A 26,339-nucleotide genomic window follows, 5' to 3' on the forward strand; every position below is an offset into this window, starting at 1 on the left:
CTCCCGGCACGCTCGACGCTTCCGGGTCCGCGCACAGGCTCGCCGGATAGGCTCTGCCAGCGATGGACACCGAAGCACAGCACACGGAGCGCGACCCCTCTTCCGACGCGGAGGAAGGGTCGCGCTCCGCGCGCGTTTCCGAGGACTCCAGGACCCTGCCCTCGTGGCGGCGGACGGCCGCCGTGGGCGCCGCCTGCGTGGCCTTCCTGCTGCTCCTGAGCCACTTCGTGATGCAGCCCTTCCTGATCCCCAGCGGCTCGATGGAACCGACGCTCCAGGTCGGCGACCGCATCCTGGTCAACAAACTGGCGTACCGTTTCGGCACCGAGCCGAGCCGGGGCGACGTCGTCGTCTTCGACGGCACCGGCTCCTTCGTACGGGAGGAACCGGAGGGTGATCCGGTCACCGGGCTCCTGCGGGGCGCCGGGGCCGCGCTCGGGCTCGCCGAGCCCGCCGAGACCGACTTCGTGAAGCGGGTCGTCGGCACCGGCGGCGACCGGGTGGTCTGCTGCGACGCGGACGGCCGGATCACCGTCAACGGCGTCGCCGTCCAGGAGCGCTACCTGATGCCCGGCGACCAGCCGTCCAGCGTGGCCTTCGACATCGTCGTCCCCCCGGACAGGCTCTGGGTCATGGGCGACCACCGCAGCCAGTCGAGCGACTCCCGCGACCACCTGGGCAACCCCGGCGGCGGGATGGTCCCCGTCGACAAGGTCGTCGGACGCGCCGGCTGGATCGCCTGGCCCTTCGGCCGCTGGTCGGCCCTCCCCGACACGGGCGCCTTCGGTGCCGTACCGGCCCCGCCGGCCGGCGGACACGGGGCGGGGGCCCATGGGTAGCCGCGGCCGACCCGCCGGCGGATCCGCCCGGGGCGGCGACTCCGCCCAGGGCGCGCCCCTGCCAGGCCGCGCCGAGCGGCGCAAGCTCGCCCGCAAGGTCAAGCGGCGCCGGCAGCGCTCCGCGGTGCGGGAGATCCCCGTCCTGATCACGGTGGCCGTGCTCATCGCCCTCGTCCTCAAGACCTTCCTGGTGCAGGCGTTCGTCATCCCCTCCGGCTCCATGGAGCAGACGATCCGGATCGACGACCGGGTCCTGGTCGACAAGCTGACCCCGTGGTTCGGCTCCCGCCCTGAGCGCGGCGACGTCGTCGTCTTCAAGGACCCCGGAACCTGGCTCCGGCACGACGCCGCGCCGCCCGCCGACGACCCGATCGGCGTCAAGCAGGCCAAGCAGGCGCTGACCTTCATCGGGCTGCTGCCCTCGGCCGACGACCGGGACCTCATCAAGCGGGTGATCGCCGTCGGCGGCGACACCGTCCGCTGCTGCGACAAGGACGGGCGGCTCACCGTCAACGGCGTACCGCTGGACGAGCCGTACCTGCACCCCGGCAACCAGCCGTCCGAGATCCCCTTCGAGGTGAAGGTCCCGCAGGGGCGGATCTTCGTCCTCGGCGACCACCGGTCCGATTCGGCCGACTCCCGCTTCCACCTGGACGAGGAGGGCCACGGCACCGTCTCCGAGGAGCAGGTGGTGGGGCGCGCCGTGGTGATCGCCTGGCCCTTCGCGCACTGGCGGCGCCTGGAGGAACGGCAGACGTTCGGCGCGGTGCCGGACGCCGGACCGCACAGCAGTGCGAGTTCCGAGTCGGGGGTCGGTCTGTCGCATAGTGTGTCCCAGCGGAATCTGAACGGATTGCCCGGGCTCCCGACCCCTGCGGAACTTCTGCTCGTTATGGGAGTGGTGGGCCTGTCCCTGTTCCGGGGCAGGCGTTCGCACGGATTGAGGAGTGGATGTGGGGGATTTGGCCGTCGGCGCACGATCCGGACACGATGAGCCCGAGAAGAGGGCCGACGAGGCCACCGGCGATGGTGTGACGGGTGACGACGTGACGGGTGACGAGGTGTCGCACGACGACGCGGCGGAGGGGCCCAGGGCCCCGAAGAAGCAGCGTTCCTTCTGGAAGGAACTGCCGCTCCTCGTCGGCATCGCCCTGGTGCTCGCCCTGCTGATCAAGACCTTCCTGGTACAGGCGTTCTCGATTCCCTCGGAGTCGATGATGAACACCCTCCAGAAGGGCGACCGGGTTCTCGTCGACAAGCTGACCCCTTGGTTCGGCTCGGAGCCCGAGCGCGGCGAGGTCGTCGTCTTCCACGACCCGGGCGGCTGGCTGGAGGGCCAGGAGGCGCCCAAGCCCAACGTCGTGCAGAAGTTCCTCAGCTTCATCGGCCTCATGCCGTCGGCCGAGGAGAAGGACCTCATCAAGCGCGTCATCGCCGTCGGCGGTGACACCGTGTCGTGCAAGGAGGGCGGCAAGGTCGTCCTCAACGGCGTGGCGCTGGACGAGACCTCGTACCTCTACCCGGGCTCCGTGCCCTGCCAGGACTCGTTCGGTCCGATCAAGGTCCCCGAGGGCCGGATCTGGGTGATGGGCGACAACCGGCAGAACTCGCTGGACTCGCGCTTCCACCAGCAGCTTCCGGGTGGCGGCACCGTCTCCAACGACGAGGTCGTCGGCCGCGCCGTCGTCATCGCCTGGCCGGTCACCCGCTGGGCCACGCTCCCGGTCCCGGACATCTTCGACCAGCCCGGCCTCAACCAGGCCCTGGCCGCCGCCCCCGTCGGCGCGGCGAGCCTGGCCGGAGCGCTCCCGCTGGTGCTGTGGCGCCGGAAGAAGCGCACCGCGGGGCATACCGCCGAGTAGCAACCCGCGGGTAGGGTGCCGTCCCGGACCGTCGACAGACATCTGGGGTTGCACATGAGCGGAAAAACAGGGACCCAGGGCGGCCACGGCCGCCTCGGCAGCGTGCTGTCGGGGCTGGCCGTGGCCGTCGGCTGTCTGCTGTTCCTCGGCGGTTTCGTCGGCGGAGCGCTGCTCTACCAGCCGTACACCGTCCCCACCGACTCCATGACGCCGACGCTCGACGTCGGATCCAAGATCCTCGCCGAGCGCATCGACGGCGACGACGTGCGGCGCGGCGACGTCGTCGTCTTCAAGGACCCGCTCTGGGGCGACTCGCCCATGGTCAAGCGGGTCGCCGCCGTCGGGGGCGACACCGTCGCCTGCTGCGACCAGGACGGGCGGCTGACCGTCGGCGGCAAGCCGGTCGTCGAGCCGTACCTGAGGCCGGGGGTCAGCGGCCGCGCGGTCGCCTCGGACAAGGAGTTCTCCGTGACCGTCCCGGAGGGCAGCCTGTTCCTCCTCGGCGACGACCGGCACACCTCGCTCGACTCCCGCACGCACCTGGAGGACGCCGGCCAGGGCGCCGTGCCCCGCTCCACGGTCGTCGGCAGGGTCGACGCGGTCGTCTGGCCCGCCAAGGGCCTCCTGGAGCCCCCGACGGGCTACGCGGACCTCCCCGGAGGCATCTCGCGACCGGGCCCGTTCGAGGCCCTCTTCACGGCGATCGTCGCCGGGTGTGTACTGATCTTCGCGGGGGCGGCGTACGGGCCGGTGGCCCGGCGGCTGACCCGGCGGCCGGCCGCAGGGCGGCCCGGGAAGCGGGAGAAGGTGGGCGCGTGACGGAGCGCGGGACGGGCGCGGAGGCGGCCGGCGCCGCCGGTCCGCGGCGGGTGGCGCGGGTCGTGCTGCTCGATCCCGACGACCGCATCCTCCTCATGCACGGGTACGAGCCGGACGACCCGGCGGACACCTGGTGGTTCACCCCGGGCGGAGGCCTGGAGGGCCAGGAGACGCGGGAGCAGGCGGCGCTGCGCGAGCTCGCCGAGGAGACCGGCATCACCGACGTCGAGCTCGGCCCGGTGTTGTGGAAGCGGTACTGCTCCTTCCCCTTCGACGGGCGCCGCTGGGACCAGGACGAGTGGTACTACCTCGCCCGCACCCGCGGGACCGTGCCCGTACCCGGGCCGCAGGCCCTCACGGAGCTGGAGACCCGCAGTCTCGCGGGCCTGAGATGGTGGACCTCCGCCGAACTGTCGGCGGCGCGTGAGACGGTGTACCCGACCAGGCTCGCCGAGCTGCTGCACAAGCTGCTCGACGAGGGACCTCCCAGTGCACCGGTGGTTCTCGCCCCGGAAATCGTTTAGGGGCGCGTACGGCGGGCGCACAATAGGGGGACGCACGGCTGAAGGGGAACATGCCATGAGCGCCGAGGACCTCGAGAAGTACGAGACCGAGATGGAGCTGAAGCTCTACCGGGAGTACCGCGACGTCGTCGGGCTGTTCAAATACGTGATCGAGACCGAGCGTCGCTTCTACCTCACCAATGACTACGAGATGCAGGTGCACTCGGTCCAGGGCGAGGTCTTCTTCGAAGTCAGCATGGCCGACGCCTGGGTCTGGGACATGTACAGGCCGGCCAGGTTCGTCAAGCAGGTCCGCGTCCTCACGTTCAAGGACGTGAACATCGAGGAACTCAACAAGAGCGACCTCGAACTCCCCGGCAGCTGACCCCACGAGGAGCGGCCGGCGCACGCCGGAGGGCGGCCCATCACCCTCAGGAGTGACGCCGTTCTCCACAGCCCCCCGGCCGTCCACAGCGCCGCACGCGGTCCGCCGCACTCCGTCACAGTCGGTGACGGAGGTGGTACCGCATGAACAACACCCAAGCCCTCGGACGGTACGGGGAAGAGCTGGCGACCCGCCGGCTCACCGCGACCGGCATGCACATCCTCGCCCGCAACTGGCGCTGCGGCCGCACCGGCGAGATCGACATCGTCGCCCGCGACGGCGACACCCTCGTCATCTGCGAGGTCAAGACCCGCCGCCACGGCACGTACGAACACCCGATGGCCGCCGTCACGCCCCGCAAGGCCGACCGGCTCCGCCGCCTCGCGGACTGCTGGCTCGACCGCAGCGGCACCCCGGCCCCAGCCGGCGGCGTCCGCATCGACCTCGTCGGCATCGTCCTGCCCCGGCGCGGCGGCCCCGTCCTCACCCACGCCCAGGGGGTGGCGTGATGGGATTCGCCCGCACCTGCTCCGTCGCCCTCGTCGGCGTCGAAGGCGTCGTCGTCGAGGTCCAGGCCGACCTCGAACCCGGTGTCGCCGCCTTCACCCTCGTCGGGCTCCCCGACAAGAGCCTCAGCGAGAGCCGGGACCGCGTCCGCGCCGCCGTCGTCAACTCCGGTGCCGAATGGCCCCAGAAGAAGCTCACCGTCGGACTCAGCCCGGCCTCCGTGCCCAAGGGCGGAAGCGGTTTCGACCTCGCCGTAGCCGCCGCCGTGCTCGGCGCCGCCGAGCGCATCGACCCGCGCGCCATCGCCGACCTGGTCCTCATCGGCGAACTCGGACTCGACGGACGCGTCCGGCCCGTCCGGGGCGTCCTGCCCGCCGTCCTCGCCGCCGCCGACGCCGGCTACCGGCAGGTCGTCGTCCCCGAGCAGACCGCCGGCGAGGCCGCGCTCGTCCCAGGCGTCTCCGTCCTCGGCGTCCGCAGCCTGAGGCAGCTCATCGCCGTCCTCACCGACGAACCCGTACCCGAGGAGGAGACCACCGAGGAGGGCCGGCCCGACGCCATGCTCGCCGGACTGCTCGTCCCCGGCGCCGGCATCGGCACCGGACTCGCCGCCGACCCCGCCGAGGGCCCCGACCTCGCCGACGTCGCGGGCCAGCACCGGGCCCGCCGGGCCCTGGAGATCGCCGCCGCGGGCAGCCACCACCTCATGCTCTCCGGCCCACCGGGAGCCGGCAAGACCATGCTCGCCGAGCGGCTGCCCGGGATCCTCCCGCCCCTCACCCGACAGGAATCCCTCGAAGTCACCGCCGTCCACTCCGTCGCCGGCATCCTCCCGCCCGGCGAGCCCCTCGTCCGCCGCGCCCCCTACTGCGCGCCCCACCACTCCGCCACCATGCAGTCCCTCGTCGGAGGCGGAAACGGCCTGCCCAGGCCCGGCGCCGTCTCCCTCGCCCACCGCGGAATCCTCTTCCTGGACGAGGCCCCCGAGTTCTCCGGCAAGGTCCTCGACGCGCTCCGCCAGCCCCTCGAATCCGGACACGTCGTCATCGCCCGCGCCGCCGGCGTCGTCCGGCTCCCGGCCCGCTTCCTGCTCGCCCTCGCGGCCAACCCGTGCCCCTGCGGGCGGCACACCCTCCAGGGCGCCGGCTGCGAATGCCCGTCCGCGCTCATCCGGCGCTACCAGGCGCGTCTCTCCGGTCCGCTGCTCGACCGCGTCGACCTGCGCGTCCAGGTCGAACCCGTCACCCGCGCCGACCTCCTCGGCCAAGGCGGCCGCGGCGAGACGACCGCCACCGTCGCCGACCGCGTCCGCGAGGCGAGGGCCCGTGCGGCGGCCCGCCTCGCCGACACCCCCTGGAACGTCAACAGCGAGATCCCCGGACACGAACTCCGTACGCGCTACCTCGCCGCCCCCGGCGCGCTCGCCACCGCCGAGAGCGACATCGAGCGAGGGTTCCTCACCGCCCGAGGACTCGACCGGGTCCTCCGGGTCGCCTGGAGCGTCGCCGACCTCGCCGGGCACGACCGGCCCGACAGCCAGGACATCGCCCTCGCCCTCGAACTGCGCACCGGCATCGCGCGCGGCGTGCCCGTGGGAGCGGGGGAGTTCGCATGACCACCGAAGCTCGCATGACCACCACGGACGAGCGCATGGCCAGGGCCGCCCTCACCCGCGCCGTCGAACCCGGCGACGAGCACGCCGGCCGCTGGCTCCGCCGCCTCGGCGCCACCGGCTTCCTCGACCGCCTCCTCGGCCCGGCCGAGCACCGGGCGCCCGGATACCCTGCCGAGCACCGGGCGCCCGAACACCCGGATGAGCACCGGCCGTCCGGATACCCGGCCGAGCACCGGCCCCGGCACCCGGACGAGCGCCGGGTCGAGCGCGGGCCCGAGCCTCCGGCCGGGGACCGGGCCGGAAGCCCGGCGGATCACCCGCCCGAACACCCGGACGACGGATACCCCGACGAGCGCCGGGACGGCGGCGTGCGGGGCGGAGGTCCGGGCGGCACCCTGTTCGCTGTCCTGGGTGATGATCCCGGTGACGGCCTCTTCCCCGGCACCGGAGCCCGACGGGTGGACGGCTGGCGGCGACGGGCTCGCGCCGCCGAGCCCGCCAGGGACCTCGACACCGTGCATCGCCTGGGCGGCCGCTTCCTGATCCCGGGCGACATGGAATGGCCGCGGCAACTCGACGACCTCGGCGACGCCCGGCCCGTCGGGCTCTGGGTCCGGGGCCCCGCCGACCTGCGCACCTGGGCCCTGCGCTCGGTCGCCCTCGTCGGCGCCCGCGCCTGCACCCCGTACGGCGCCCACACCGCCGCCGACCTCGCCACCGGTCTGGCCCGGCACGGCTGGGTCGTGGTCTCCGGCGCCGCCTACGGCATCGACGGCGCGGCCCACCGGGGCGCCCTCGCCGCGGGCGGGGCCACCGCCGCCGTCCTCGCCTGCGGCGTCGACACCCCCTACCCCCGGGGCCACGACCGCCTCATCCGCCGCGTGGCGGAACAGGGACTCGTGATCGGGGAGCTGCCACCCGAGAGCCACCCCACCCCCAGTCGCTTCATCCTCCGCAACCGCGTCATCGCCGCCCTCACCCGGGGGACCGTCGTCGTGGAGGCACAGCACCGCAGCGGCTCGCTCGTCACCGCCCGTGCCGCCGCCCGGCTCGGCCGCCACACCATGGGCGTACCCGGCCCCGTCACCAGCGCCCTCTCCGCCGGCGTCCACGAACTGCTGCGCGGCGACGCCACCCTCGTCACCGACGCCGACGAGATCATCGAACTCGTCGGCGACATGGGCCAGCTCGCCCCGGCCCGCCGCGGCCCCGTCCTGCCCCGGGACCTCCTCGCCCCCGCCGCGGCGCACGTCCTGGAAGCCGTACCCGCTCGCGGCCCCACCCCCGCCACCGTCATCGCCCACCGTGCCGGGACCACCCCCGACGACACCCTCGCCAAGCTGTACGAACTCCACTCGCTGGGCTTCGTCGAACGTCAGGGAGAGGGCTGGCGGTTGACGAACAGGACCTCTCCGCCGTCGAACGCGCGGCGAGGCGGTCCTTGACCTGGAGCATTCGGGTGAAAGGGTTGAGGCGATGAACAATCGAGTTCTCTCGGCCGCACCCGAGGGGCCGACACGCGCCACGGCCCGGGTTCGAAGATGCGACCGACGGCGTCCACCCGGAGCGGCGCGATCCGCCGATGTTCGCGCACCGCGACGGCGCACTCACGCTACGCTCACCAGAATTCCCACCGGGACCCCCACACCGACACACCCGACAGCAGAACGGCTCAAGGCAACGCATGCCCCAGCACACCTCCGGGTCTGACCGCGCTGCGGTGCCCCCAGCAGCCCGGGGCACCGTGCGACCGCCCGCACCGACATCGCTCGACGAACTGTGGCGGTCGTACAAGGACACGGGCGACGAGCGGCTGCGGGAGCAGCTGATCCTGCACTACTCGCCGCTCGTCAAGTACGTTGCCGGACGCGTCAGCGTGGGTCTGCCGTCCAACGTGGAACAGGCCGACTTCGTCTCGTCCGGGGTCTTCGGCCTCATCGACGCCATCGAGAAGTTCGACGTCGAGCGGGCGATCAAGTTCGAGACGTACGCCATCACCCGCATCCGCGGCGCGATGATCGACGAGCTCCGGGCGCTGGACTGGATCCCGCGCTCCGTCCGGCAGAAGGCGCGCAACGTCGAGCGCGCCTACGCCACCCTCGAGGCCCAGCTCCGGCGCACCCCCTCGGAGAGCGAGGTGGCCGCGGAGATGGACGTCACCCTGGAGGAACTGCACGCGGTTTTCAGCCAGTTGTCCCTGGCGAACGTGGTGGCCCTGGAGGAGCTGCTGCACGTGGGCGGCGAGGGGGGCGACCGGCTCTCCCTGATGGACACCCTGGAGGACACGGCCGCCGACAACCCCGTCGAGGTCGCCGAGGGCCGCGAGCTGCGCCGACTGCTGGCCCGCGCCATCAACACGCTCCCCGAGCGGGAGAAGACCGTGGTCACGCTCTACTACTACGAGGGCCTCACCCTCGCCGAGATCGGGAACGTCCTCGGCGTCACCGAGAGCCGCGTCAGCCAGATCCACACCAAATCGGTCCTGCAGCTCCGGGCCAAGCTGGCCGACGTCGGACGCTGAGCGTCCGGGGCCGGTCGTACAGTGGATCCGTGCCCAGGATTCGAGCGGCCTCGGTGGCCGAGCACCGGACGATGCAGCGCGGCGCCCTCCTGGACGCCGCGCGATCCCTGCTGTCCGAGGGCGGGACGGAGGCGCTGACCTTCCCCGCACTCGCCGAGCGCACGGGCCTCGCCCGTTCCTCCGTGTACGAGTACTTCCGGTCGCGCGCGGCCGTAGTCGAAGAGCTGTGCGCCGTCGACTTCCCCCTGTGGGCCGCCGAGGTCGAGGCCGCCATGGCCGGTTCCGAGACGCCCGGCGGCAAGGTCGAGGCCTACGTCCGCAAGCAGCTGGAGCTGGTCGGGGACCGCCGCCACCGCGCCGTCGTCGCGATCTCCGCGAGCGAGCTCGACGACGGCGCCCGCGAGAAGATCCGGGCCGCCCACGGCGGACTGGTCGCCATGATCGTCGAAGCCCTCGCCGCCCTCGGCCAGCCGCAGCCCCGCCTCGGCGCCATGCTCCTCCAGGGAGTCGTCGACGCGGCCGTCCGCCGCATCGAACTCGGTGCCGCCGAGAACCCCTCGGAGATCGCCGAGGCGGCGGTCTCGATGGCCCTCCACGGCGTCAACGGCGCGACGGCCTGACCCCTCCCTCCCCGAGCGGCAGCAGCCGCGAGGGCGGCCGGCGCGTCAGGACCAGCGGGTTCAGATACGTCCCGCCGCGCAGCAGCCCCCAGTGGAGGCACGACTCCGGGCAGTGCGTGCCGGGGGCGACCCGGGCGATCGGGGTGCCCGCGCGGACCCGGGCGCCCGCCCTCAGGAGCGGGACGACCGGGGTGAACGTGGTCCGGAGCGGGGGAGTGCCCGTGCCCGGCAGCGTGAGGGTGAGGACCCCGCGACCGCCGACCGGGCCCGCGAACGAGACCGTCCCCGCGGCGGGGGCGAGGACCGCGACGCCCGGCGCTGCGGCCAGGTCGACGCCCCGGTGGCCGGCGGCGTAGGGACCGGGCGGCGGCTTCCAGCCGCGGACGATCTCCGGCGGCGGAGGGCCCACCGGCCAGAGCAGCCCGAGGACGAGGAGCAGTGTGGTGAGGTGCATGGGAAAAGGCTTCACCGGCTGACCGGTTCGGACGGTTCCGCGACGGTTTCTGTGGACTACTCGTCGGTTGTGGACGGGGTCGTCACCCGCCGCTCCCGAGGTCCCGTACACTTCCTATGGCGACCCGGGTCACCGGGTCGACTTCGCACGCCCCGCCACTGCCCTCACCGGCCGTGGCAGCGCCTTTCGGTCCCTCGTGGGCATGGCGCGCCGGGGCGTCAGGAACACAACCGAGAAAACCAAGGAGATGGCCATGGCCGTCGTCACGATGCGGGAGCTGCTGGAGAGCGGCGTCCACTTCGGTCACCAGACCCGTCGCTGGAACCCGAAGATGAAGCGCTTCATCTTCACCGAGCGCAACGGCATCTACATCATCGACCTGCTCCAGTCGCTGTCGTACATCGACCGCGCCTTCGAGTTCGTCAAGGAGACCGTCGCGCACGGCGGCTCCATCATGTTCGTGGGTACGAAGAAGCAGGCCCAGGAGGCCATCGCCGAGCAGGCGACGCGCGTCGGCATGCCGTACGTCAACCAGCGTTGGCTCGGTGGCATGCTCACCAACTTCTCCACCGTCTACAAGCGTCTGCAGCGCCTCAAGGAGCTCGAGCAGATCGACTTCGAGGACGTCGCCGCTTCCGGTCTCACCAAGAAGGAGCTTCTCGTGCTCTCGCGCGAGAAGGCCAAGCTGGAGAAGACCCTCGGTGGTATCCGCGAGATGTCCAAGGTTCCCAGCGCCGTCTGGATCGTGGACACCAAGAAGGAGCACATCGCCGTCGGCGAGGCGCGCAAGCTGAAGATCCCGGTCGTCGCGATCCTCGACACCAACTGCGACCCCGACGAGGTCGACTACAAGATCCCGGGCAACGACGACGCGATCCGCTCCGTCACCCTGCTCACCCGCGTGATCGCCGACGCCGTCGCCGAGGGCCTCATCGCCCGTTCCGGCGCCGCGACCGGCGACTCGAAGCCGGGCGAGAAGGCCGCCGGCGAGCCCCTCGCCGAGTGGGAGCGCGACCTGCTCGCGGGCGAGAAGAAGGCCGACGAGACCGTCGAGGCCCCCGCCGCCGAGGCCGTCGAGGCCGCTGAGGTCACCGAGGCTCCGGCCGAGGCCGCCGCCGAGGCCGAGGTCGAGGCCGAGGTCGAGGCCACCGAGGCTCCGGCCGCGGACGCCGAGCAGGCCTGACCCCTCAGGACCTTCGGGTGACGACGGCGGGGGCCCACGAAGCCCCCGCCGTCCACCCGTGGACCCGCCCGATCTTTCAGACTTCGAGAGAGAAACAGACTCATGGCGAACTACACCGCCGCTGACGTCAAGAAGCTCCGCGAGCTCACCGGCGCCGGCATGATGGACTGCAAGAAGGCCCTGGACGAGGCCGAGGGCGATGTCGACAAGGCCGTAGAGGCCCTGCGCATCAAGGGCCAGAAGGGTGTCGCCAAGCGTGAGGGCCGCTCCGCCGAGAACGGCGCCGTGGTCTCCCTCATCGCCGACGACAACACCTCCGGTGTCCTCGTCGAGCTGAAGTGCGAGACGGACTTCGTCGCCAAGGGCGACAAGTTCCAGGCCGTCGCCGACCAGCTCGCCGCCCACGTCGCCGCCACCTCCCCGGCCGACCTGGAGGCGCTGCTCGCCTCCGAGATCGAGGCCGGCAAGACCGTGCAGGCGTTCGTCGACGAGGCCAACGCCAACCTCGGCGAGAAGATCGTCCTGGACCGCTTCGCGCAGTACGCCGACGGCTTCGTCTTCTCGTACATGCACCGCACGATGCCGGACCTCCCGCCGCAGATCGGTGTCCTCGTCGAGTTCGACAAGGCCGACGCCGCCGTCGCCAAGGGCATCGCGCAGCACATCGCCGCCTTCGCGCCGAAGTACCTCACCCGTGAGGACGTTCCGGCCGAGGTCGTCGAGACCGAGCGTCGCGTCGCCGAGGAGACCACCCGCGCCGAGGGCAAGCCCGAGGCCGCGCTCCCGAAGATCGTCGAGGGTCGCGTGAACGGCTTCTTCAAGGACGCGACGCTGCTCGGTCAGCCGTACGCCCTTGACAACAAGAAGTCCGTCCAGCAGATCCTGGACGAGGCCGGTGTCACCCTGAAGCGCTTCACCCGCATCAAGGTCGGCATCTGAGTCCGTACGCGAACGCGACGGACACCGGACCCCGGTAGGGTCTGAGGCAGTCGTCCGCGCACGCGCAGGACGACCGCAGATCTGACGAGGAGGCCATTGCCGTACGGGATACCGCGAGGACCCAAGGCAATGGCCTCCTTCGTATGTGCACGAGGAGATCTCCATGAACCAGGGCGCCGTACAGGGCGACGACAACAACGGCAGCAAGGCCGGCCGCTACATGCTGAAGCTGTCCGGAGAGGCCTTCTCCGGCGGTACCGGCCTGGGTGTCGACCCCAATGTCGTGCACGCCATCGCGCGTGAGATCGCAGCCGTCGTCCGCGACGGCGCGGAGATCGCGGTGGTGATCGGCGGCGGCAACTTCTTCCGTGGCGCCGAGCTCCAGCAGCGCGGCATGGACCGGGCGCGCTCCGACTACATGGGCATGCTCGGCACCGTGATGAACTGCCTCGCCCTCCAGGACTTCCTGGAGAAGGAAGGCATCGACTCCCGCGTCCAGACCGCCATCACGATGGGCCAGGTCGCCGAGCCGTACATCCCGCTGCGCGCCGTGCGCCACCTGGAGAAGGGCCGTGTGGTCATCTTCGGTGCGGGCATGGGCATGCCGTACTTCTCCACGGACACCACGGCCGCCCAGCGTGCCCTGGAGATCGACGCCGAGGCTCTGCTGATGGGCAAGAACGGCGTGGACGGCGTCTACGACTCCGACCCCAAGGCCAACCCCGACGCGGTCAAGTTCGACGCACTGGAGTACAGCGAGGTGCTCTCCCGCGACCTCAAGGTCGCCGACGCCACCGCCATCACCCTGTGCCGGGACAACAACCTCCCGATCCTCGTCTTCGAACTGCTCACCGAGGGCAATATCGCTCGCGCGGTGAAGGGTGAGAAGATCGGCACGCTCGTGAGCGACCAGGGCACCCGGGCCTGACACCCGAACCGGGGAACCGCCCCGCAAGGGGATGGACAGAGCCCTGCCGGTCGTACACCGTGCAGGACACAACGCGACGACACGCAGGAGCATGTGGTGATCGAAGAGACCCTCCTCGAGGCCGAGGAGAAGATGGAGAAGGCCGTCGTGGTCGCCAAGGAGGACTTCGCCGCGATCCGCACCGGCCGTGCGCACCCGGCGATGTTCAACAAGATCGTGGCCGACTACTACGGTGCCATCACCCCCATCAACCAGCTGGCGTCCTTCTCCGTGCCGGAGCCGCGGATGGCCGTGGTGACCCCGTTCGACAAGAGCGCGCTGCGCAACATCGAGCAGGCGATCCGTGACTCGGACCTCGGCGTCAACCCGAGCAACGACGGCAACATCATCCGTGTGGTGTTCCCGGAGCTGACCGAGGAGCGCCGCCGGGAGTACATCAAGGTCGCCAAGGGCAAGGCCGAGGACTCGAAGATCTCGATCCGCTCGGTGCGCCGCAAGGCCAAGGAGACCATCGACAAGTTCGTCAAGGACGGCGAGGTCGGCGAGGACGAGGGCCGCCGCGCCGAGAAGGAGCTCGACGACACCACCGCGAAGTACGTCACGCAGGTGGACGAGCTGCTCAAGCACAAGGAAGCCGAGCTGCTCGAGGTCTGATGAACGACTCTTCCTGGGGTGCCCCGGCCGGTTCCGGCCGTGGTGGACCCGACCAGGGTCCCGCCCCGGCGGGTCCCGCATACGATCGGCACCAGGCGGCGCAGACTCGGCCCATGCCCATCGTGCCCGACGTTCCCGCCGGCGGATTCCAGGACGGTCACGGCCGGGGGGCCGCTCACCCGAGCGGTCCCCTGTTCCGTGACGAGACGCCGCACGAGCACCCGCAGGAGCCCATGCCCAGCCCCACCCCGCCTCCGCCGCCCGCGCCGACGGCGCCACGGCAGAAGAAGAGCGCGGGGCGCGACCTGGGCGCGGCCATAGGGGTCGGGGTCGGACTCGGCGCCGTCATCGTCGCGTCGCTGTTCATCTGGAAGGCCGCGTTCATCGGGGTGATAGCGGTCGCCGTGGTGGTCGGCCTCTGGGAGCTCACCTCCCGCCTCCAGGAGCGCAAGGCCATCAAGGCCCCGCTGGTGCCGCTCGCGGTCGGCGGTGCGGCGATGGTCGTCGCCGGCTACGTCCGGGGTGCCGAGGGTGCCTGGGTGGCGATGGCGCTGACCGCGCTCGCGGTGCTGGTGTGGCGGATGACGGAGCCCCCCGAGGGCTACCTGAAGGACGTCACGGCGGGCGTCTTCGCCGCGTTCTACGTGCCGTTCCTGGCGACGTTCGTGGCACTGCTGCTGACCGCCGACGACGGTCCGCAGCGGGTGCTGACCTTCCTGATCCTGACGGTGGTCAGCGACACCGGGGCGTACGCCGTCGGCTGGCGCTTCGGCAAGCACAAGCTGGCCCCGAGGATCAGCCCCGGCAAGACCCGCGAGGGTCTGGTCGGCGCGGTGGCGTTCGCCATGGCGGCGGGCGCGCTGTGCATGGAGTTCATGATCGACGACGGCGCCTGGTGGCAGGGCCTGATCCTCGGTCTCGCGGTGGCGGCGAGCGCGACGCTCGGCGACCTGGGCGAGTCGATGATCAAGCGCGACCTCGGCATCAAGGACATGGGGACGCTGCTCCCCGGTCACGGCGGCATCATGGACCGGCTCGACTCGCTGCTGCCCACGGCACCGGTGGTGTGGCTGCTGCTCGCGCTGTTCGTCGGGACCGGCTGAACCGTTCGTTCCGTGGGACGGGCCCGCTGCCTTCGTGGCAGCGGGCCCGTCCTCGTTCCGGCGTCGGCCATGTGGGGGAAGCGGGCGGCGGATCGGCGGCCCGCCGCCCCGGCGCGGGAAGGATGCCCAGCATGACAGCACCCACGGCCCGCTCCGCCGAACGGCCCTCCGGGGCCCTCTCGGTCCTGCTGACCCTCGCGGCGGGGCAGTTCCTCATGGCGCTCGACAGCTCCGTCATGAACGTCTCCATCGCCACGGTGGCCGAGGACGTCGGCACCACCATCACCGGCATCCAGGGCGCCATCACCGCGTACACGCTGGTGATGGCGATGCTCATGATCCCGGGCGGCAAGGTCGGCACCCTGATCGGCCGCAAGCGGGCCTTCATGATCGGCTGCTGCGTCTACGGCGCCGGCTCCCTCACCACGGCCCTCGCCCCGAACCTCCCGGTGTTGCTGTTCGGCTGGTCGTTCCTCGAAGGCGTCGGCGCCGCGCTGATCATGCCCGCCATCGTGGCCCTGGTGGCCGGCAACTTCCCCACCGAGCGCCGCCCGATGGCGTACGGCGTCGTCGCCGCCGCGGGCGCCGTCGCGATCGCCGCCGGGCCCCTCATCGGCGGTGTCGCCACCACGTACTTCTCCTGGCGCTGGGTCTTCGCCGGCGAGGTCCTGGTAGTGCTCGTGATCCTCGTCTTCGCCCGCCGCATCGCCGACGCCGTCAGCGAGGAACGCCCGCGCGTCGACCTCTTCGGCGCGCTGCTCTGCGCGGCCGGCCTCGGGATCTTCGTGTACGGCGTGCTCCGCTCGGGTGAGTGGGGCTGGCTCCAGCCGAAGCCCGACGCGCCCGCCTGGCTCGGGGTGTCACTGGTCGTGTGGCTGATGCTGGCGGGCCTCCTGCTGCTGTGGCTCTTCCTGCGCTGGGAGTCCCGGCTCGTCGCACGCCACCGGGAGCCGCTCATCCACCCGGACATGCTGCGCAACCGGCAGCTCGGCGGCGGCCTCACCATGTTCTTCTTCCAGTACCTCGTCCAGATGGGCGTCTTCTTCGTCGTCCCGCTCTACCTGTCGGTCGCACTCGGCCTGTCGGCGCTCGACACCGGCGTCCGGATCCTGCCGCTGTCGGTGACCCTGCTCGCCGCCGCGCTCCTCATCCCCCGGCTGTTCCCCGGGGCGTCCCCCCGCCGGGTGGTGCGGGTCGGGGTGCTCGCGCTGCTCGCCGGCGCCGTCGTGCTGATGGCCGCCCTCGATGCGGACGCCGACGCCGCCGTCGTCACCGTCCCCCTGCTGCTCGTCGGCTTCGGGATGGGAGCCCTGGCCTCCCAGCTCGGCGCCGTCACCGTGTCCGCCGTGCCGGACGAGCAGAGCGCCGAGGTCGGCGGCATCCAGAACTCCGTCACCAACCTCGGTGCCTCCATCGGCACCGCCCTCGCCGGCTCCCTCATGATCACCGCGCTCACCTCCTCGTTCCTCACCAGCGTCGAACAGAACCCGGCGGTCCCCGCGAGGGTGAAGGAGCAGGCCGTCGTACAACTCCAGAGCGGCATCCCCTTCCTCTCGGACGCCCAGCTCACCGACGCCCTCGACGAGGCCGGCGCCGGCCCCGCGGTGACCGACGCCGCCCTCGACGCCAACACGGAAGCCCGCCTCGACGGCGTCCGCGCCGCCCTCGCCATCCTCGCCGCCGCCTCCGTCCTCGCCCTCTTCTTCACCTCCCGCATCCCCCGCACCCCACCCGGCCACCCCACCCCGTGACCCCCCTCACCCGCCACGCGCCGGCACACCCGCGCGTGTCTGCGACACTGGTAGCACCATGCCCAAGCCCGGAGAACTCACTTTTGTCGCCCCCCGCGGAGCCAAGAAGCCGCCGCGGCACCTGGCCGACCTCACGCCTGCCGAGCGGAAGGAGGCTGTCGCCGCGATCGGCGAGAAGCCGTTCCGTGCGAAGCAGCTGTCCACGCACTACTTCGCGCGGTACGCCCACGACCCGGCGGAGTGGACGGACATTCCGGCCGCTTCGCGGGAGAAGCTGGCGGGGGAGCTGCTGCCCGACCTGATGTCGGTGGTGCGGCACATCTCGTGCGACGACGACACGACCCGCAAGACGCTGTGGCGGCTGCACGACGGGACGCTCGTCGAGTCGGTGCTGATGCGGTACCCGGACCGGGTGACCATGTGCATCTCGTCGCAGGCCGGCTGCGGGATGAACTGCCCGTTCTGCGCGACGGGGCAGGCGGGCCTCGACCGGAACCTGTCGACGGCCGAGATCGTGCACCAGATCGTGGACGGGATGCGGGCCCTGCGGGACGGGGAGGTGCCCGGGGGACCGGCGCGGCTCTCCAACATCGTCTTCATGGGTATGGGGGAGCCGCTCGCGAACTACAAGCGGGTGGTCGGAGCGATCCGGCGGCTGACGGACCCCGAGCCGGACGGGCTGGGCCTGTCGCAGCGCGGGATCACGGTGTCGACCGTGGGTCTCGTGCCCGCGATGCTGCGGTTCGCCGACGAGGGCTTCAAGTGCCGGCTCGCGGTCTCGCTGCACGCGCCGGACGACGAGCTGCGCGACACCCTGGTGCCCGTGAACACGCGCTGGAAGGTCCGCGAGGTCCTCGACGCGGCCTGGGAGTACGCGGAGAAGTCCGGGCGCCGGATCTCCATCGAGTACGCGCTCATCCGGGACATCAACGACCAGGCCTGGCGCGGTGACCTGCTCGGTCGGCTCCTCAAGGGCCGGCGGGTGCACGTCAACCTCATCCCGCTGAACCCGACGCCCGGTTCGAAGTGGACGGCGTCGCGTCCCGAGGACGAGAAGGCGTTCGTGGAGGCCATCGCGCGCCACGGGGTGCCGGTGACCGTGCGGGACACCCGCGGCCAGGAGATCGACGGCGCCTGTGGACAGCTGGCGGCGGCCGAGCGCTGACCTTGTAGTCTGAGCTCGAACACATCTTCATATTCCGACAGGGGAGCGCCACAGCGCTGAGAGTGCGGTCACCGTAGGACCGCAGACCCTCTGAACCTCGCCCAGGTCATTCTGGGTAGGAAGTTCGGTCGTAACTCGAGCTGTTGCGCCCCGCCCACCTCCGGGTGGGCGGGGCCGCGTCTCTTCCTGGTCACACCCAGGAGGAAAACCAGTGAGCATCAAGAAGGCCGCCGCCACCGCGCTCGTCGCGGCGCTCGGCGTCACCAGCCTCGCCGCGTGCGGCACCGACGACGTCAGGGACGCGGCCGGCAAGACCGGTGCGCCCGCGCCGAAGACCGTGACGCTCGTCAGCCACGACTCGTTCAACGCCTCCAAGGAGGTGCTGGCCGCGTTCACGAAGCAGACCGGTTTCACGGTCAAGGTCCTCAAGAGCGGCGACGCCGGCGAGGCCGTCAACAAGGAGATCCTCACCAAGGGCTCCCCGCAGGGCGACGTCTTCTTCGGCGTCGACAACACCCTGCTGTCCCGCGCCCTCGACAACGGGATCTTCGTCCCGTACGAGGCGAAGGGGCTCGACCGGGTCCCGGCCGCGTACCAGCTGGACAAGGAGCACCGGGTCACCCCGATCGACTCCGGTGACATCTGCGTCAACTACGACAAGAAGTACTTCGCCGACAAGAAGCTGGCGCCGCCGGTGACCTTCGACGACCTGGCGAAGCCGGCGTACAAGGACCTGCTCGTCGTCGAGAACCCCGAGCGGTCCTCCCCGGGCCTCGGCTTCCTCCTCGGCACGGCCGCGAAGTACGGCGACGAGGGCTGGCAGGACTACTGGAAGAAGCTCAAGGCCAACGGCGTGAAGACCGTCGACAGCTGGGAGCTCGCCTACAACCAGGAGTTCTCCGGCTCGGCCGGCGGCAAGCAGGCCAAGGGCGACCGGCCGCTGGTCGTGTCGTACGCCTCCAGCCCGCCCGTCGAGGTGCTGTACGGCGAGCCGCAGCCGAAGGTGGCGCCCACCGGCGTCTCCACCGGCACCTGCTTCCGGCAGACGGAGTTCGCCGGTCTGCTGAACGGGGCGAAGAACCCCGAGGGGGGTAAGGCGCTGATCGACTTCCTGATCTCCAAGAAGTTCCAGGAGGACATGCCGCTCCAGATGTTCGTGAACCCGGTGGCGAAGGACGCGGCGCTGCCCGAGCTGTTCACGAAGCACGGCGTGGTCGTCGAGAAGCCGGAGACCATGGTCCCTGAGAAGATCGCCGTGAAGCGAGACGCGTGGATCCAGCAGTGGTCGTCGCTCGTCCTGAAGTAAGGCGCGACGTCAAGGGGAGCGCGACGCGGCTGGGGCTCATGGCCCTGCCGCTCGCGTTCTTCGGCGTCCTCTTCGCCTGGCCCGTCGCGTCCATCGTGGAGCGCGGGCTCCGACCCGACGGCACCTGGGACCTCGGGCGGATCGGCGAGACGCTGAGCCGGCCCGACATCCTCGACGTGCTCGGCTTCACCGTGTGGCAGGCCCTCGCCTCGACGGTGCTGACGCTGCTCGTGGCGCTGCCGGGGGCGTACGTGTTCGCCCGCTTCGACTTCCCCGGCAAGAACGTGCTGCGGGCCGTCGTCACCGTGCCGTTCGTGCTGCCGACCGTCCTCGTCGGCACCGCGTTCCTGGCGGTCGTCGGACGGGGCGGGCTGACCGACGAGCTGTGGGGACTGCGGCTCGACACCAGCGTCTGGGCGATCCTCCTCGCCCACGTCTTCTTCAACTACGCCGTCGTCGTACGGACCGTCGGCGGCCTCTGGTCCCAGCTCGACCCGCGCCAGGAGGAGGCCGCCCGGGTCCTCGGCGCCTCGCGCTGGACGGCCTGGCGGACGGTGACGCTGCCCGCGCTGGTCCCGGCGGTGTCGGCGGCCGCGCTGATGGTGTTCCTCTTCACCTTCACCTCGTTCGGCGTCGTGCAGATCCTCGGCGGGGACGCGTACTCCACCCTGGAAGCGGAGATCTACCGCCAGACCGCGCGGCTGCTCGACCTGCGGACGGCCGCCGTGCTCACGCTCGTGCAGTTCGCCGCGGTCGGCGCGATCCTCGGCGTGCACGCGTGGACGGTACGCCGACGGGAGACCGCGCTGCGGCTCGTCCCGCCGGAGCGGACCGCCCGCCGGCCGCGCGGCGCCGGCCAGTGGACGCTCCTCGCGGGCGTGCTGCTCTCCGTGGCGCTGCTGATCCTGCTGCCGCTCGGCGTCCTGGTGGAGCGCTCCTTCGCCGGGTCCGGCGGGTACGGGCTCGGCTACTACCGGGCGCTGGGCTCGCTCGACGAGAGCGGCACGTTCCTCGTGCCGCCCCTGGAGGCCGTCGGGAACTCGCTGCGGTACGCGGTGGCCGCCACCGCCATCGCGGTGGTGATCGGCGGGCTCGCGGCGGCGGCCCTCACGCGGCGCGCCGGACGGCTCGTGCGCGGCTTCGACGCCCTCCTGATGCTGCCGCTCGGGGTGTCGGCGGTCACCGTCGGCTTCGGCTTCCTCATCACGCTCGACGAGCCGCCGTTCGACCTGCGGGCCAGCTGGATCCTCGTCCCGCTCGCACAGGCGCTGGTCGGCGTCCCCTTCGTCGTACGGACCATGCTGCCGGTGCTGCGGGCCGTGGACGAGCGGCTGCGGGAGGCGGCGGCCGTGCTCGGCGCGTCGCCGTGGCGGGCCTGGCGGGAGGTGGACCTGCCGCTGGTGCGGCGGGCGCTGCTCATCGCCGCCGGGTTCGCGTTCGCCGTCTCGCTGGGCGAGTTCGGTGCGACCGTCTTCATCGCCAGGCCCGACAGCCCGACGCTGCCGGTGGCGGTGGCCCGACTGCTCGGCCGGCCGGGCGAGCTCAACTACGGCCAGGCCATGGCCCTGTCGACGATTCTGATGGTGGTGTGCGCGGCGTCCCTGCTGCTGCTCGAACGGCTGCGCACCGACCGGACCTCCGGGGAGTTCTGATGCTTTCGATCGAGGACGCGACCGTACGGTTCGGGGAGCGGGCCGTGCTCGACGCCGTGGACCTGGAGGTCGCCGAGCACGAGATCGTGTGCGTCCTCGGCCCCAGCGGCAGCGGCAAGTCCACGCTGCTGCGGGCCGTCGCCGGGCTCCAGGCGCTGGACGCAGGCCGGGTGCTGCTCGGCGGCGCCGACCAGGCCGGGGTGCCGGTGCACCGGCGGGGCGTCGGCCTGATGTTCCAGGACCACCAGCTGTTCCCTCAGCGGGACGTCGGCGGCAACGTCGCCTTCGGGCCGCGGATGCGGGGGGCCGCGAAGGCGGAGCAGGCCGAGCGGGTGCGGGAGCTCCTCGACCTCGTCGGTCTGCCCGGCGCCGAGCGGCGGTCCGTCGCCGCGCTCTCCGGCGGTGAGCAGCAGCGGGTGGCGCTCGCCCGTGCGCTCGCGCCGCGGCCCCGGCTGCTGATGCTGGACGAGCCCCTCGGCCAGCTCGACCGCGGGCTGCGTGAACGGCTCGTCGTCGAGCTGCGGCAGCTCTTCGGGCGGCTCGGCACGACGGTGCTCGCCGTCACCCACGACCAGGGCGAGGCCTTCGCCCTCGCCGACCGGGTCGTGGTGATGCGCGACGGGCGGATCGCCCAGTCCGGCGCTCCCGTCGACGTGTGGTCCCGCCCCGCGTCCGAGTTCGTCGCCCGTTTCCTCGGCTTCGACAACGTGGTCGCCGCGCGGGTGAGCGGCGCGGTCGCGGAGACCCCCTGGGGCCGGATTCCCGTCCCGGACGGTTCGCCCCAGGGGGAGCGGCGGCTCCTCGTCCGGCCCGGGGGTGTGCGGCTCGTGGCCGAGGGGGCGAGCTGGACGGTGGAGTCCCGGACCTTCCGTGGCGACCGGGTCGCGCTACGGCTCCGCCCGGTGGAGGGGCCCGCTCTGGAGGCCGAACTGCCGTTGCGGGAGGCGCCGGAGGAGGGGGGGCGGGTCGGCGTGGAGTTCCGGGTGGAGGACGTTGTGGTGCTGGCCCGTGGCTCCGGTACGTCCGGCGTCTGATGGAACCTCGGGTCTCCGGTACCTCCGGTGCTTGCCGGCACCGGTCGCGGGTCCTGCGGGTCGCTCGCGCTGGTAGGTGCGGGTGGCGCGGGTCAGGTTTCGGGGGCGGAGGCGCCGCTGAGGGCGCCGTCCCGTGTGCCCACCCGTCCCGCCCTGCGGGACGATTGCCCACACGGAGGGGGCGGGCGGGGTGGGGCGGGATGCCCTGCCCACGGGGAGTGGGCGGGGTGGGGCGGGATGGTTGCCCACGGGGGGTGGGTGGGGCGGGACGCCCCGCGCGGGTGGATCTCGGGACCGTGGCCGCGTGGGTGGATCTTGTGACCGTGGCCGCGCGGGCCGCGCGGGCCGGGCGGGCGGTGGGCAGTGGGAGCGTCGCCGTGGGCGCACGAAAGGGGCCGCCGGGTGGGGCGGCCCCTTCTGAGGGGGTTTCAGCCGGTGAGGGGTAGGGCGGCGAGGCGACCGACTGCCCAGGTGAGGGGGAGGAAGACGGCGAGGAGGGCGCCGGCGCGCATGAGGGCGGCCGTGCGCAGGACCGTGGGGGGTGCGCCGAGGCGGAGCAGGGCCTCGGTGGTGTGGGTCCGGCATTGCTTGGACTCCAGGGCCGCGGTGAGGAGCGTGGCGGTGGTGCAGGCCAGGACGAGGGCGGCGCCGAGGCCGGTGAGCGGGCCGAAGGCGGCGGGGCCGGTGTGCGCGTCGTACAGCGCGGCGGCGGCGAGGGTGCCGGAGAGCACGGCGCTGACGACGCCGAGTGGGCGGCCGATGCGGCGGGACTCGTCCATGAGGACGCGGCCGGCGAGGAGCCGGGTGGCGCCGGGCCTGATCGCCTGGAGGAGGCGGCCGCTGAGGTGGGTGAGGCCGGGGCCGGCCATCGCGAGGCCGACCGCGGTGAGGATCCAGCCGACGAGGACGCCGGCCGGGCTGCCGTCGAAGCGGCCGGGCATCGGGACGCCGTCGCCGCCGCCGCGGCCCGCGTACGTCTCGACCGCGAGGCCGACCGCGACGAGGGCGACTCCCCAGGGCAGGCCGGACGGCACGGGCCGCTCCGCGCCCTCCGGGGCGGCGGCGGCCGTGCGCGGCCGGAGCGCCAGGCCCGCCGCCGTGGCGGCGACGACCGGCAGGACCGCGAGGAGGGTGAGGGCCGCCGCGACGGGCATCGGCTGGTCGGCGGCGAGCAGTTCGGCGGCCGCCCCGTCGAAGGGCAGCCCGGTGATGTCGCCGCGCAGGTGCAGGTAGAACAGGAGCGCGACCATCGAGCCGAGGGTGCAGGCGACGGCCGTGGACGCGGCGGCGATGGCGGTGAGCCGGGCGGGGCCGAGGCCGACCGCGGAGAGGCCGGGGCGCGGCCGGGTGCTGGGGTCGGTGCGGGCCACCGCGACGGCGAACTGGACCGTGGCGGCGAGCGGCAGCCCGCACCACAGCAGCCGCAGTACCGACGCCGAGGAGTGTGCCGGGTGCCCGACGGCGTATCCGAGGGTGCAGAGCAGGAGGAAGCCGACCCCCGCGGCCGCGGCGGCGACGAGGAGCCGCCGCGTGAGGACGAGGGGGTGGGTCCCGCGGGCTAGACGGAGAGCGAGCACGCGGCGACGCCCTCCGCCCCTGACGCCGGGGGTACGGTGCCCACCCGGCGTCCGTCGAGGAGTCCGACCGTGCGGTCGGCGAGCGCCGCGACCTCGCCGTCGTGGGTCGCGAGGAGCACCGTGATGCCGTGCGAGCGGGCGGCGGCGGTCAGCGTGCGCAGGACCTGCGCGCCGTCGGCTTGGTGCAGGGCGGCGGTGGGCTCGTCGGCGAAGAGCACCGAGGGGGTGGTGACGAGGGCGCGGGCGATGGCGATCCGCTGGCGCTGGGGGTGGGTGAGGGCGTGCGGCCGTTTGCGGGCGCTCGCGCCGATGTCGAGCCGGTCGAGCCATTCCAGGGCGGCGGTCTTCGCGGCCCGGTGGGAGGCCCCGCGGAGCAGCAGCGGCAGGGCGGCGTTCTCCCAGCCGGTGAGTTCGGGGACGAGGCCGGGTTCGGGGTCGATCCAGCCGAAGCGGTCGCGGCGGAGCCGTTCGCGCTGGGTCGGGCTCAGGGTGTGCACGGGGCTGCTGTTGAACCAGACCTCGCCCTGCTGGGCGACGAGCTGGCCGGAGAGGCAGCGCATGAGGGTGGTCTTGCCGCTGCCGCGCGGCCCGGCGAGGGCGAGGATCTCGCCCTCGCGGACGCCGAGGGAGACGCCGGTGAGCGCCTCCGTGCCGCCCAGGGAGCAGTGCAGGGAACGCGCCCAGAGCACGTCGTTGTCCGGTGGGGCCATCGCGTACACCTCGATGTCGGATCTGATGTGTTCCCCCGTACGGGGGAACGAGGAGACGGGGCTGTGGGTCACTCGGCACCGTAAGGATTCAGATCCGCTCATACGGACAGCACGCGGCCCGGGCCGCCGCCATCCACTCGGATGGCGGCATGCCCGGGCCGGGGTCACGCCGTGAGGGCGGCGTGATGCTGGGGGGACCTCGCTACAGCTCGGGGTCCGTGCAGCGTGGTCCTACAGCTTGGTCCACGCCTCGGTGAGCACCGTGCGCAGGATTCCCTCGATCTCGTCGAAGGTGCCCTGGTCGGCGATCAGCGGCGGGGCCAGCTGGATGACCGGGTCGCCACGGTCGTCGGCGCGGCAGTACAGGCCGTTGTCGTACAGCGCCTTGGAGAGGAAGCCGTACAGGACGCGCTCCACCTCGTCGTCGTTGAAGGACTCCTTGGTGACCTTGTCCTTGACGAGCTCGATGCCGTAGAAGAAGCCGTTGCCGCGGACGTCGCCGACGATCGGGAGGTCGTGCAGCTTCTTCAGGGTGTTGAAGAAGTTGCCCTCCTGGTCGAGGACGTGCTGGTTCAGGCCTTCCTTGTCGAAGATGTCCAGGTTGGCGAGCGCGACCGCCGAGGACACCGGGTGGCCACCGAAGGTGTAGCCGTGCAGGAAGGTGTTGTCGCCCTTGTAGAACGGCTCGGCGAGGCGGTCCGAGACGATGCAGGCGCCGATCGGGGAGTAGCCCGAGGTCATGCCCTTGGCGCAGGTGATCATGTCCGGCACGTAGTCGAACTTGTCACAGGCGAACATCGTGCCGAGGCGGCCGAAGGCGCAGATCGTCTCGTCGGAGACGAGCAGCACGTCGTACTGGTCGCAGATCTCGCGGACGCGCTGGAAGTAGCCGGGCGGCGGGGGGAAGCAGCCGCCGGCGTTCTGCACGGGCTCCAGGAAGACGGCCGCGACGGTCTCGGGGCCCTCGAAGAGGATCTGCTGCTCGATCTGGTCGGCGGCCCAGCGGCCGAAGGCCTCCGGGTCGTCGGCGTGGATCGGGGCGCGGTAGATGTTGGTGTTCGGCACCTTGTGCGCGCCGGGGACCAGCGGCTCGAAGGGGGCCTTCAGGGCCGGCAGACCGGTGATGGACAGCGCGCCCTGCGGGGTGCCGTGGTAGGCGACCGCACGCGAGATGACCTTGTACTTGGTGTGCTTGCCCTTGAGCTTGAAGTACTGCTTGGCGAGCTTCCAGGCGGTCTCGACGGCCTCGCCGCCACCGGTGGTGAAGAAGACCTTGTTCAGGTCGCCCGGGGCGTAGTGGGCGAGGCGCTCGGCGAGCTCGACGGCCTTGGGGTGCGCGTACGACCACACGGGGAAGAACGCGAGCTCCTGGGCCTGCTTGTACGCGACCTCGGCCAGCTCTCGTCGGCCGTGTCCCGCGTTGACCACGAAGAGACCCGCGAGACCGTCGAGGTAGCGCTTGCCCTTGTCGTCGAAGATGTAGGTGCCCTCACCACGCACGATCGTGGGAACAGGCGAGTTCTCGTACGACGACATGCGGGTGAAGTGCATCCACAGGTGGTCGTACGCGGTCTTGGAGAGGTCCTGGGTCACGGTTATCTGGTTCCCCACATATAGGTCTGCTTCTTGAGCTTGAGGTACACGAAGCTCTCGGTGGAGCGCACGCCGGGGAGGGTGCGGATCCGCTTGTTGATCACATCGAGTAGGTGGTCGTCGTCCTCGCAGACGACCTCCACCATCAGGTCGAAGGAGCCCGCGGTCATGACCACGTACTCGCACTCGGCCATGGCCGTGAGTGCCTCGGCGACCGGATCCAGGTCACCCTCGACGTTGATGCCGACCATCGCCTGCCGTCGGAAACCCACGGTGAGGGGGTCGGTGACGGCGACGATCTGCATGACGCCCTGGTCGAGCAGCTTCTGGACGCGCTGCCGCACGGCGGCTTCGGAGAGGCCCACGGCCTTTCCGATCGCCGCGTAGGGGCGGCGACCGTCCTCTTGGAGCTGTTCGATGATCGCCAGGGAGACGGCGTCGATCGTCGGGGACGAACCGGTTCCGGTTCTGGAGTCTGTGCTTCGACTGGCCACGGCTCCACTGTGCACCGAGATTGTCTGTCGTGCAAGCCCGGACCGATGTAATTCGTTGTCGACGGCCCTCAATCTCACTGAATCCGAAGTTGCGGGGGGTCGGGGCTGTTGAAAGCGTCAGTCGA

Annotated in this window: 26 protein-coding genes; 21 read left to right on the plus strand and 5 right to left on the minus strand. The window is 71.8% G+C overall.

Annotation, left to right across the window (positions count from 1 at the left end; all coding sequences use genetic code 11):
- Positions 1-62 precede the first annotated feature (62 nt).
- The 11 genes from lepB (MRBLMG1_RS14265) to MRBLMG1_RS14315 all read left to right on the plus strand — a co-directional run bounded on the left by lepB (MRBLMG1_RS14265) (position 63) and on the right by MRBLMG1_RS14315 (position 9,671).
- Positions 63-839, plus strand: coding sequence for a signal peptidase I (lepB, locus tag MRBLMG1_RS14265; protein WP_367824239.1), 777 nt, complete (start codon positions 63-65; stop codon positions 837-839).
- Positions 832-1,833, plus strand: coding sequence for a signal peptidase I (lepB, locus tag MRBLMG1_RS14270; RefSeq protein ID WP_367824240.1), 1,002 nt, complete (start codon positions 832-834; stop codon positions 1,831-1,833). Before lepB (MRBLMG1_RS14265) ends, lepB (MRBLMG1_RS14270) begins: the two co-directional genes overlap by 8 nt.
- Positions 1,802-2,701, plus strand: coding sequence for a signal peptidase I (gene lepB, locus MRBLMG1_RS14275; protein WP_367824344.1), 900 nt, complete (start codon positions 1,802-1,804; stop codon positions 2,699-2,701). Before lepB (MRBLMG1_RS14270) ends, lepB (MRBLMG1_RS14275) begins: the two co-directional genes overlap by 32 nt.
- A gap of 54 nt (positions 2,702-2,755) precedes the next feature.
- A complete protein-coding gene (gene lepB / locus MRBLMG1_RS14280) occupies positions 2,756-3,520 on the plus strand; it encodes a signal peptidase I (protein ID WP_367824242.1) in 765 nt (254 codons plus the stop codon).
- Complete coding sequence (locus MRBLMG1_RS14285; protein WP_367824244.1) at positions 3,517-4,044, plus strand: NUDIX hydrolase; 528 nt, start codon at positions 3,517-3,519, stop codon at positions 4,042-4,044. The genes lepB (MRBLMG1_RS14280) and MRBLMG1_RS14285 overlap by 4 nt, the downstream gene beginning before the upstream one ends.
- 55 nt (positions 4,045-4,099) lie before the next feature.
- Positions 4,100-4,408 (plus strand): DUF2469 domain-containing protein, encoded by a 309-nt coding sequence (locus MRBLMG1_RS14290; RefSeq protein ID WP_005311352.1) that lies wholly within the window; start codon positions 4,100-4,102, stop codon positions 4,406-4,408.
- Positions 4,409-4,551: 143 nt separating this feature from the next.
- Positions 4,552-4,917, plus strand: a complete 366-nt coding sequence (locus tag MRBLMG1_RS14295) for a YraN family protein (RefSeq protein WP_367824249.1) — start codon at positions 4,552-4,554, stop codon at positions 4,915-4,917.
- Positions 4,917-6,530 (plus strand): YifB family Mg chelatase-like AAA ATPase, encoded by a 1,614-nt coding sequence (locus tag MRBLMG1_RS14300; protein ID WP_367824251.1) that lies wholly within the window; start codon positions 4,917-4,919, stop codon positions 6,528-6,530. The genes MRBLMG1_RS14295 and MRBLMG1_RS14300 overlap by 1 nt, the downstream gene beginning before the upstream one ends.
- A 368-nt stretch (positions 6,531-6,898) precedes the next feature.
- Complete coding sequence (dprA, locus tag MRBLMG1_RS14305; protein WP_414721581.1) at positions 6,899-7,975, plus strand: DNA-processing protein DprA; 1,077 nt, start codon at positions 6,899-6,901, stop codon at positions 7,973-7,975.
- Between the two features lie 239 nt (positions 7,976-8,214).
- Positions 8,215-9,051 carry an RNA polymerase sigma factor WhiG gene (gene whiG, locus MRBLMG1_RS14310; protein ID WP_367824255.1) on the plus strand — a complete coding sequence of 279 codons (837 nt, stop codon included), beginning with the start codon at positions 8,215-8,217 and terminating at the stop codon, positions 9,049-9,051.
- A 71-nt stretch (positions 9,052-9,122) separates the two neighbouring features.
- Positions 9,123-9,671, plus strand: a complete 549-nt coding sequence (locus MRBLMG1_RS14315; RefSeq protein ID WP_367824346.1) for a TetR/AcrR family transcriptional regulator — start codon at positions 9,123-9,125, stop codon at positions 9,669-9,671.
- Here MRBLMG1_RS14315 and MRBLMG1_RS14320 read toward each other — a convergent pair.
- Positions 9,652-10,125 (minus strand): peptidoglycan DD-metalloendopeptidase family protein, encoded by a 474-nt coding sequence (locus tag MRBLMG1_RS14320; RefSeq protein ID WP_367824257.1) that lies wholly within the window; start codon positions 10,123-10,125, stop codon positions 9,652-9,654. The two genes, MRBLMG1_RS14315 and MRBLMG1_RS14320, sit on opposite strands and share 20 nt — an antisense overlap.
- Positions 10,126-10,378: 253 nt before the next feature.
- Here MRBLMG1_RS14320 and rpsB point away from each other — a divergent pair, with 253 nt between their 5' ends.
- From rpsB to MRBLMG1_RS14370, 10 genes are all read left to right on the plus strand, one after another.
- A complete protein-coding gene (gene rpsB / locus MRBLMG1_RS14325) occupies positions 10,379-11,308 on the plus strand; it encodes a 30S ribosomal protein S2 (RefSeq protein WP_367824259.1) in 930 nt (309 codons plus the stop codon).
- 102 nt (positions 11,309-11,410) lie between these two features.
- The gene (gene tsf / locus MRBLMG1_RS14330; RefSeq protein ID WP_367824261.1) at positions 11,411-12,247 is read left to right on the plus strand and encodes a translation elongation factor Ts; all 837 of its coding nucleotides are present in this window, start codon (positions 11,411-11,413) and stop codon (positions 12,245-12,247) included.
- A gap of 163 nt (positions 12,248-12,410) precedes the next feature.
- Positions 12,411-13,175, plus strand: coding sequence for a UMP kinase (gene pyrH, locus MRBLMG1_RS14335; protein WP_328942312.1), 765 nt, complete (start codon positions 12,411-12,413; stop codon positions 13,173-13,175).
- Between the two features lie 96 nt (positions 13,176-13,271).
- Positions 13,272-13,829 (plus strand): ribosome recycling factor, encoded by a 558-nt coding sequence (gene frr, locus MRBLMG1_RS14340; RefSeq protein WP_367824263.1) that lies wholly within the window; start codon positions 13,272-13,274, stop codon positions 13,827-13,829.
- On the plus strand, positions 13,829-14,932 hold the full coding sequence (locus MRBLMG1_RS14345) for a phosphatidate cytidylyltransferase (RefSeq protein ID WP_367824265.1): 1,104 nt from the start codon (positions 13,829-13,831) through the stop codon (positions 14,930-14,932). Before frr ends, MRBLMG1_RS14345 begins: the two co-directional genes overlap by 1 nt.
- Positions 14,933-15,063: 131 nt before the next feature.
- The gene (locus MRBLMG1_RS14350; protein ID WP_367824266.1) at positions 15,064-16,683 is read left to right on the plus strand and encodes an MFS transporter; all 1,620 of its coding nucleotides are present in this window, start codon (positions 15,064-15,066) and stop codon (positions 16,681-16,683) included.
- Between the two features lie 58 nt (positions 16,684-16,741).
- Positions 16,742-17,848, plus strand: coding sequence for a 23S rRNA (adenine(2503)-C(2))-methyltransferase RlmN (rlmN, locus tag MRBLMG1_RS14355; protein ID WP_015036491.1), 1,107 nt, complete (start codon positions 16,742-16,744; stop codon positions 17,846-17,848).
- 211 nt (positions 17,849-18,059) lie between these two features.
- Positions 18,060-19,154 carry a thiamine ABC transporter substrate-binding protein gene (locus MRBLMG1_RS14360; RefSeq protein WP_367824269.1) on the plus strand — a complete coding sequence of 365 codons (1,095 nt, stop codon included), beginning with the start codon at positions 18,060-18,062 and terminating at the stop codon, positions 19,152-19,154.
- Positions 19,155-19,192: 38 nt separating this feature from the next.
- The gene (locus MRBLMG1_RS14365) at positions 19,193-20,806 is read left to right on the plus strand and encodes an ABC transporter permease (protein WP_367824270.1); all 1,614 of its coding nucleotides are present in this window, start codon (positions 19,193-19,195) and stop codon (positions 20,804-20,806) included.
- The gene (locus MRBLMG1_RS14370) at positions 20,806-21,840 is read left to right on the plus strand and encodes an ABC transporter ATP-binding protein (RefSeq protein ID WP_367824272.1); all 1,035 of its coding nucleotides are present in this window, start codon (positions 20,806-20,808) and stop codon (positions 21,838-21,840) included. The genes MRBLMG1_RS14365 and MRBLMG1_RS14370 overlap by 1 nt, the downstream gene beginning before the upstream one ends.
- A gap of 428 nt (positions 21,841-22,268) precedes the next feature.
- Here MRBLMG1_RS14370 and MRBLMG1_RS14375 read toward each other — a convergent pair whose 3' ends face one another.
- From MRBLMG1_RS14375 to MRBLMG1_RS14390, 4 genes are all read right to left on the minus strand, one after another.
- A complete protein-coding gene (locus MRBLMG1_RS14375) occupies positions 22,269-23,417 on the minus strand; it encodes a hypothetical protein (protein ID WP_367824274.1) in 1,149 nt (382 codons plus the stop codon).
- Positions 23,399-24,127 carry an ABC transporter ATP-binding protein gene (locus tag MRBLMG1_RS14380; protein WP_367824348.1) on the minus strand — a complete coding sequence of 243 codons (729 nt, stop codon included), beginning with the start codon at positions 24,125-24,127 and terminating at the stop codon, positions 23,399-23,401. The genes MRBLMG1_RS14375 and MRBLMG1_RS14380 overlap by 19 nt, the downstream gene beginning before the upstream one ends.
- Positions 24,128-24,358: 231 nt before the next feature.
- Positions 24,359-25,738 carry an aspartate aminotransferase family protein gene (locus MRBLMG1_RS14385; protein WP_367824276.1) on the minus strand — a complete coding sequence of 460 codons (1,380 nt, stop codon included), beginning with the start codon at positions 25,736-25,738 and terminating at the stop codon, positions 24,359-24,361.
- The gene (locus MRBLMG1_RS14390; protein WP_017235908.1) at positions 25,723-26,214 is read right to left on the minus strand and encodes an Lrp/AsnC family transcriptional regulator; all 492 of its coding nucleotides are present in this window, start codon (positions 26,212-26,214) and stop codon (positions 25,723-25,725) included. Before MRBLMG1_RS14390 ends, MRBLMG1_RS14385 begins: the two co-directional genes overlap by 16 nt.
- Between the last annotated feature and the right edge of the window lie 125 nt (positions 26,215-26,339).

The organism is Streptomyces sp. LMG1-1-1.1 (assembly GCF_040815545.1).
In the GTDB taxonomy this organism is placed as follows: domain Bacteria; phylum Actinomycetota; class Actinomycetes; order Streptomycetales; family Streptomycetaceae; genus Streptomyces.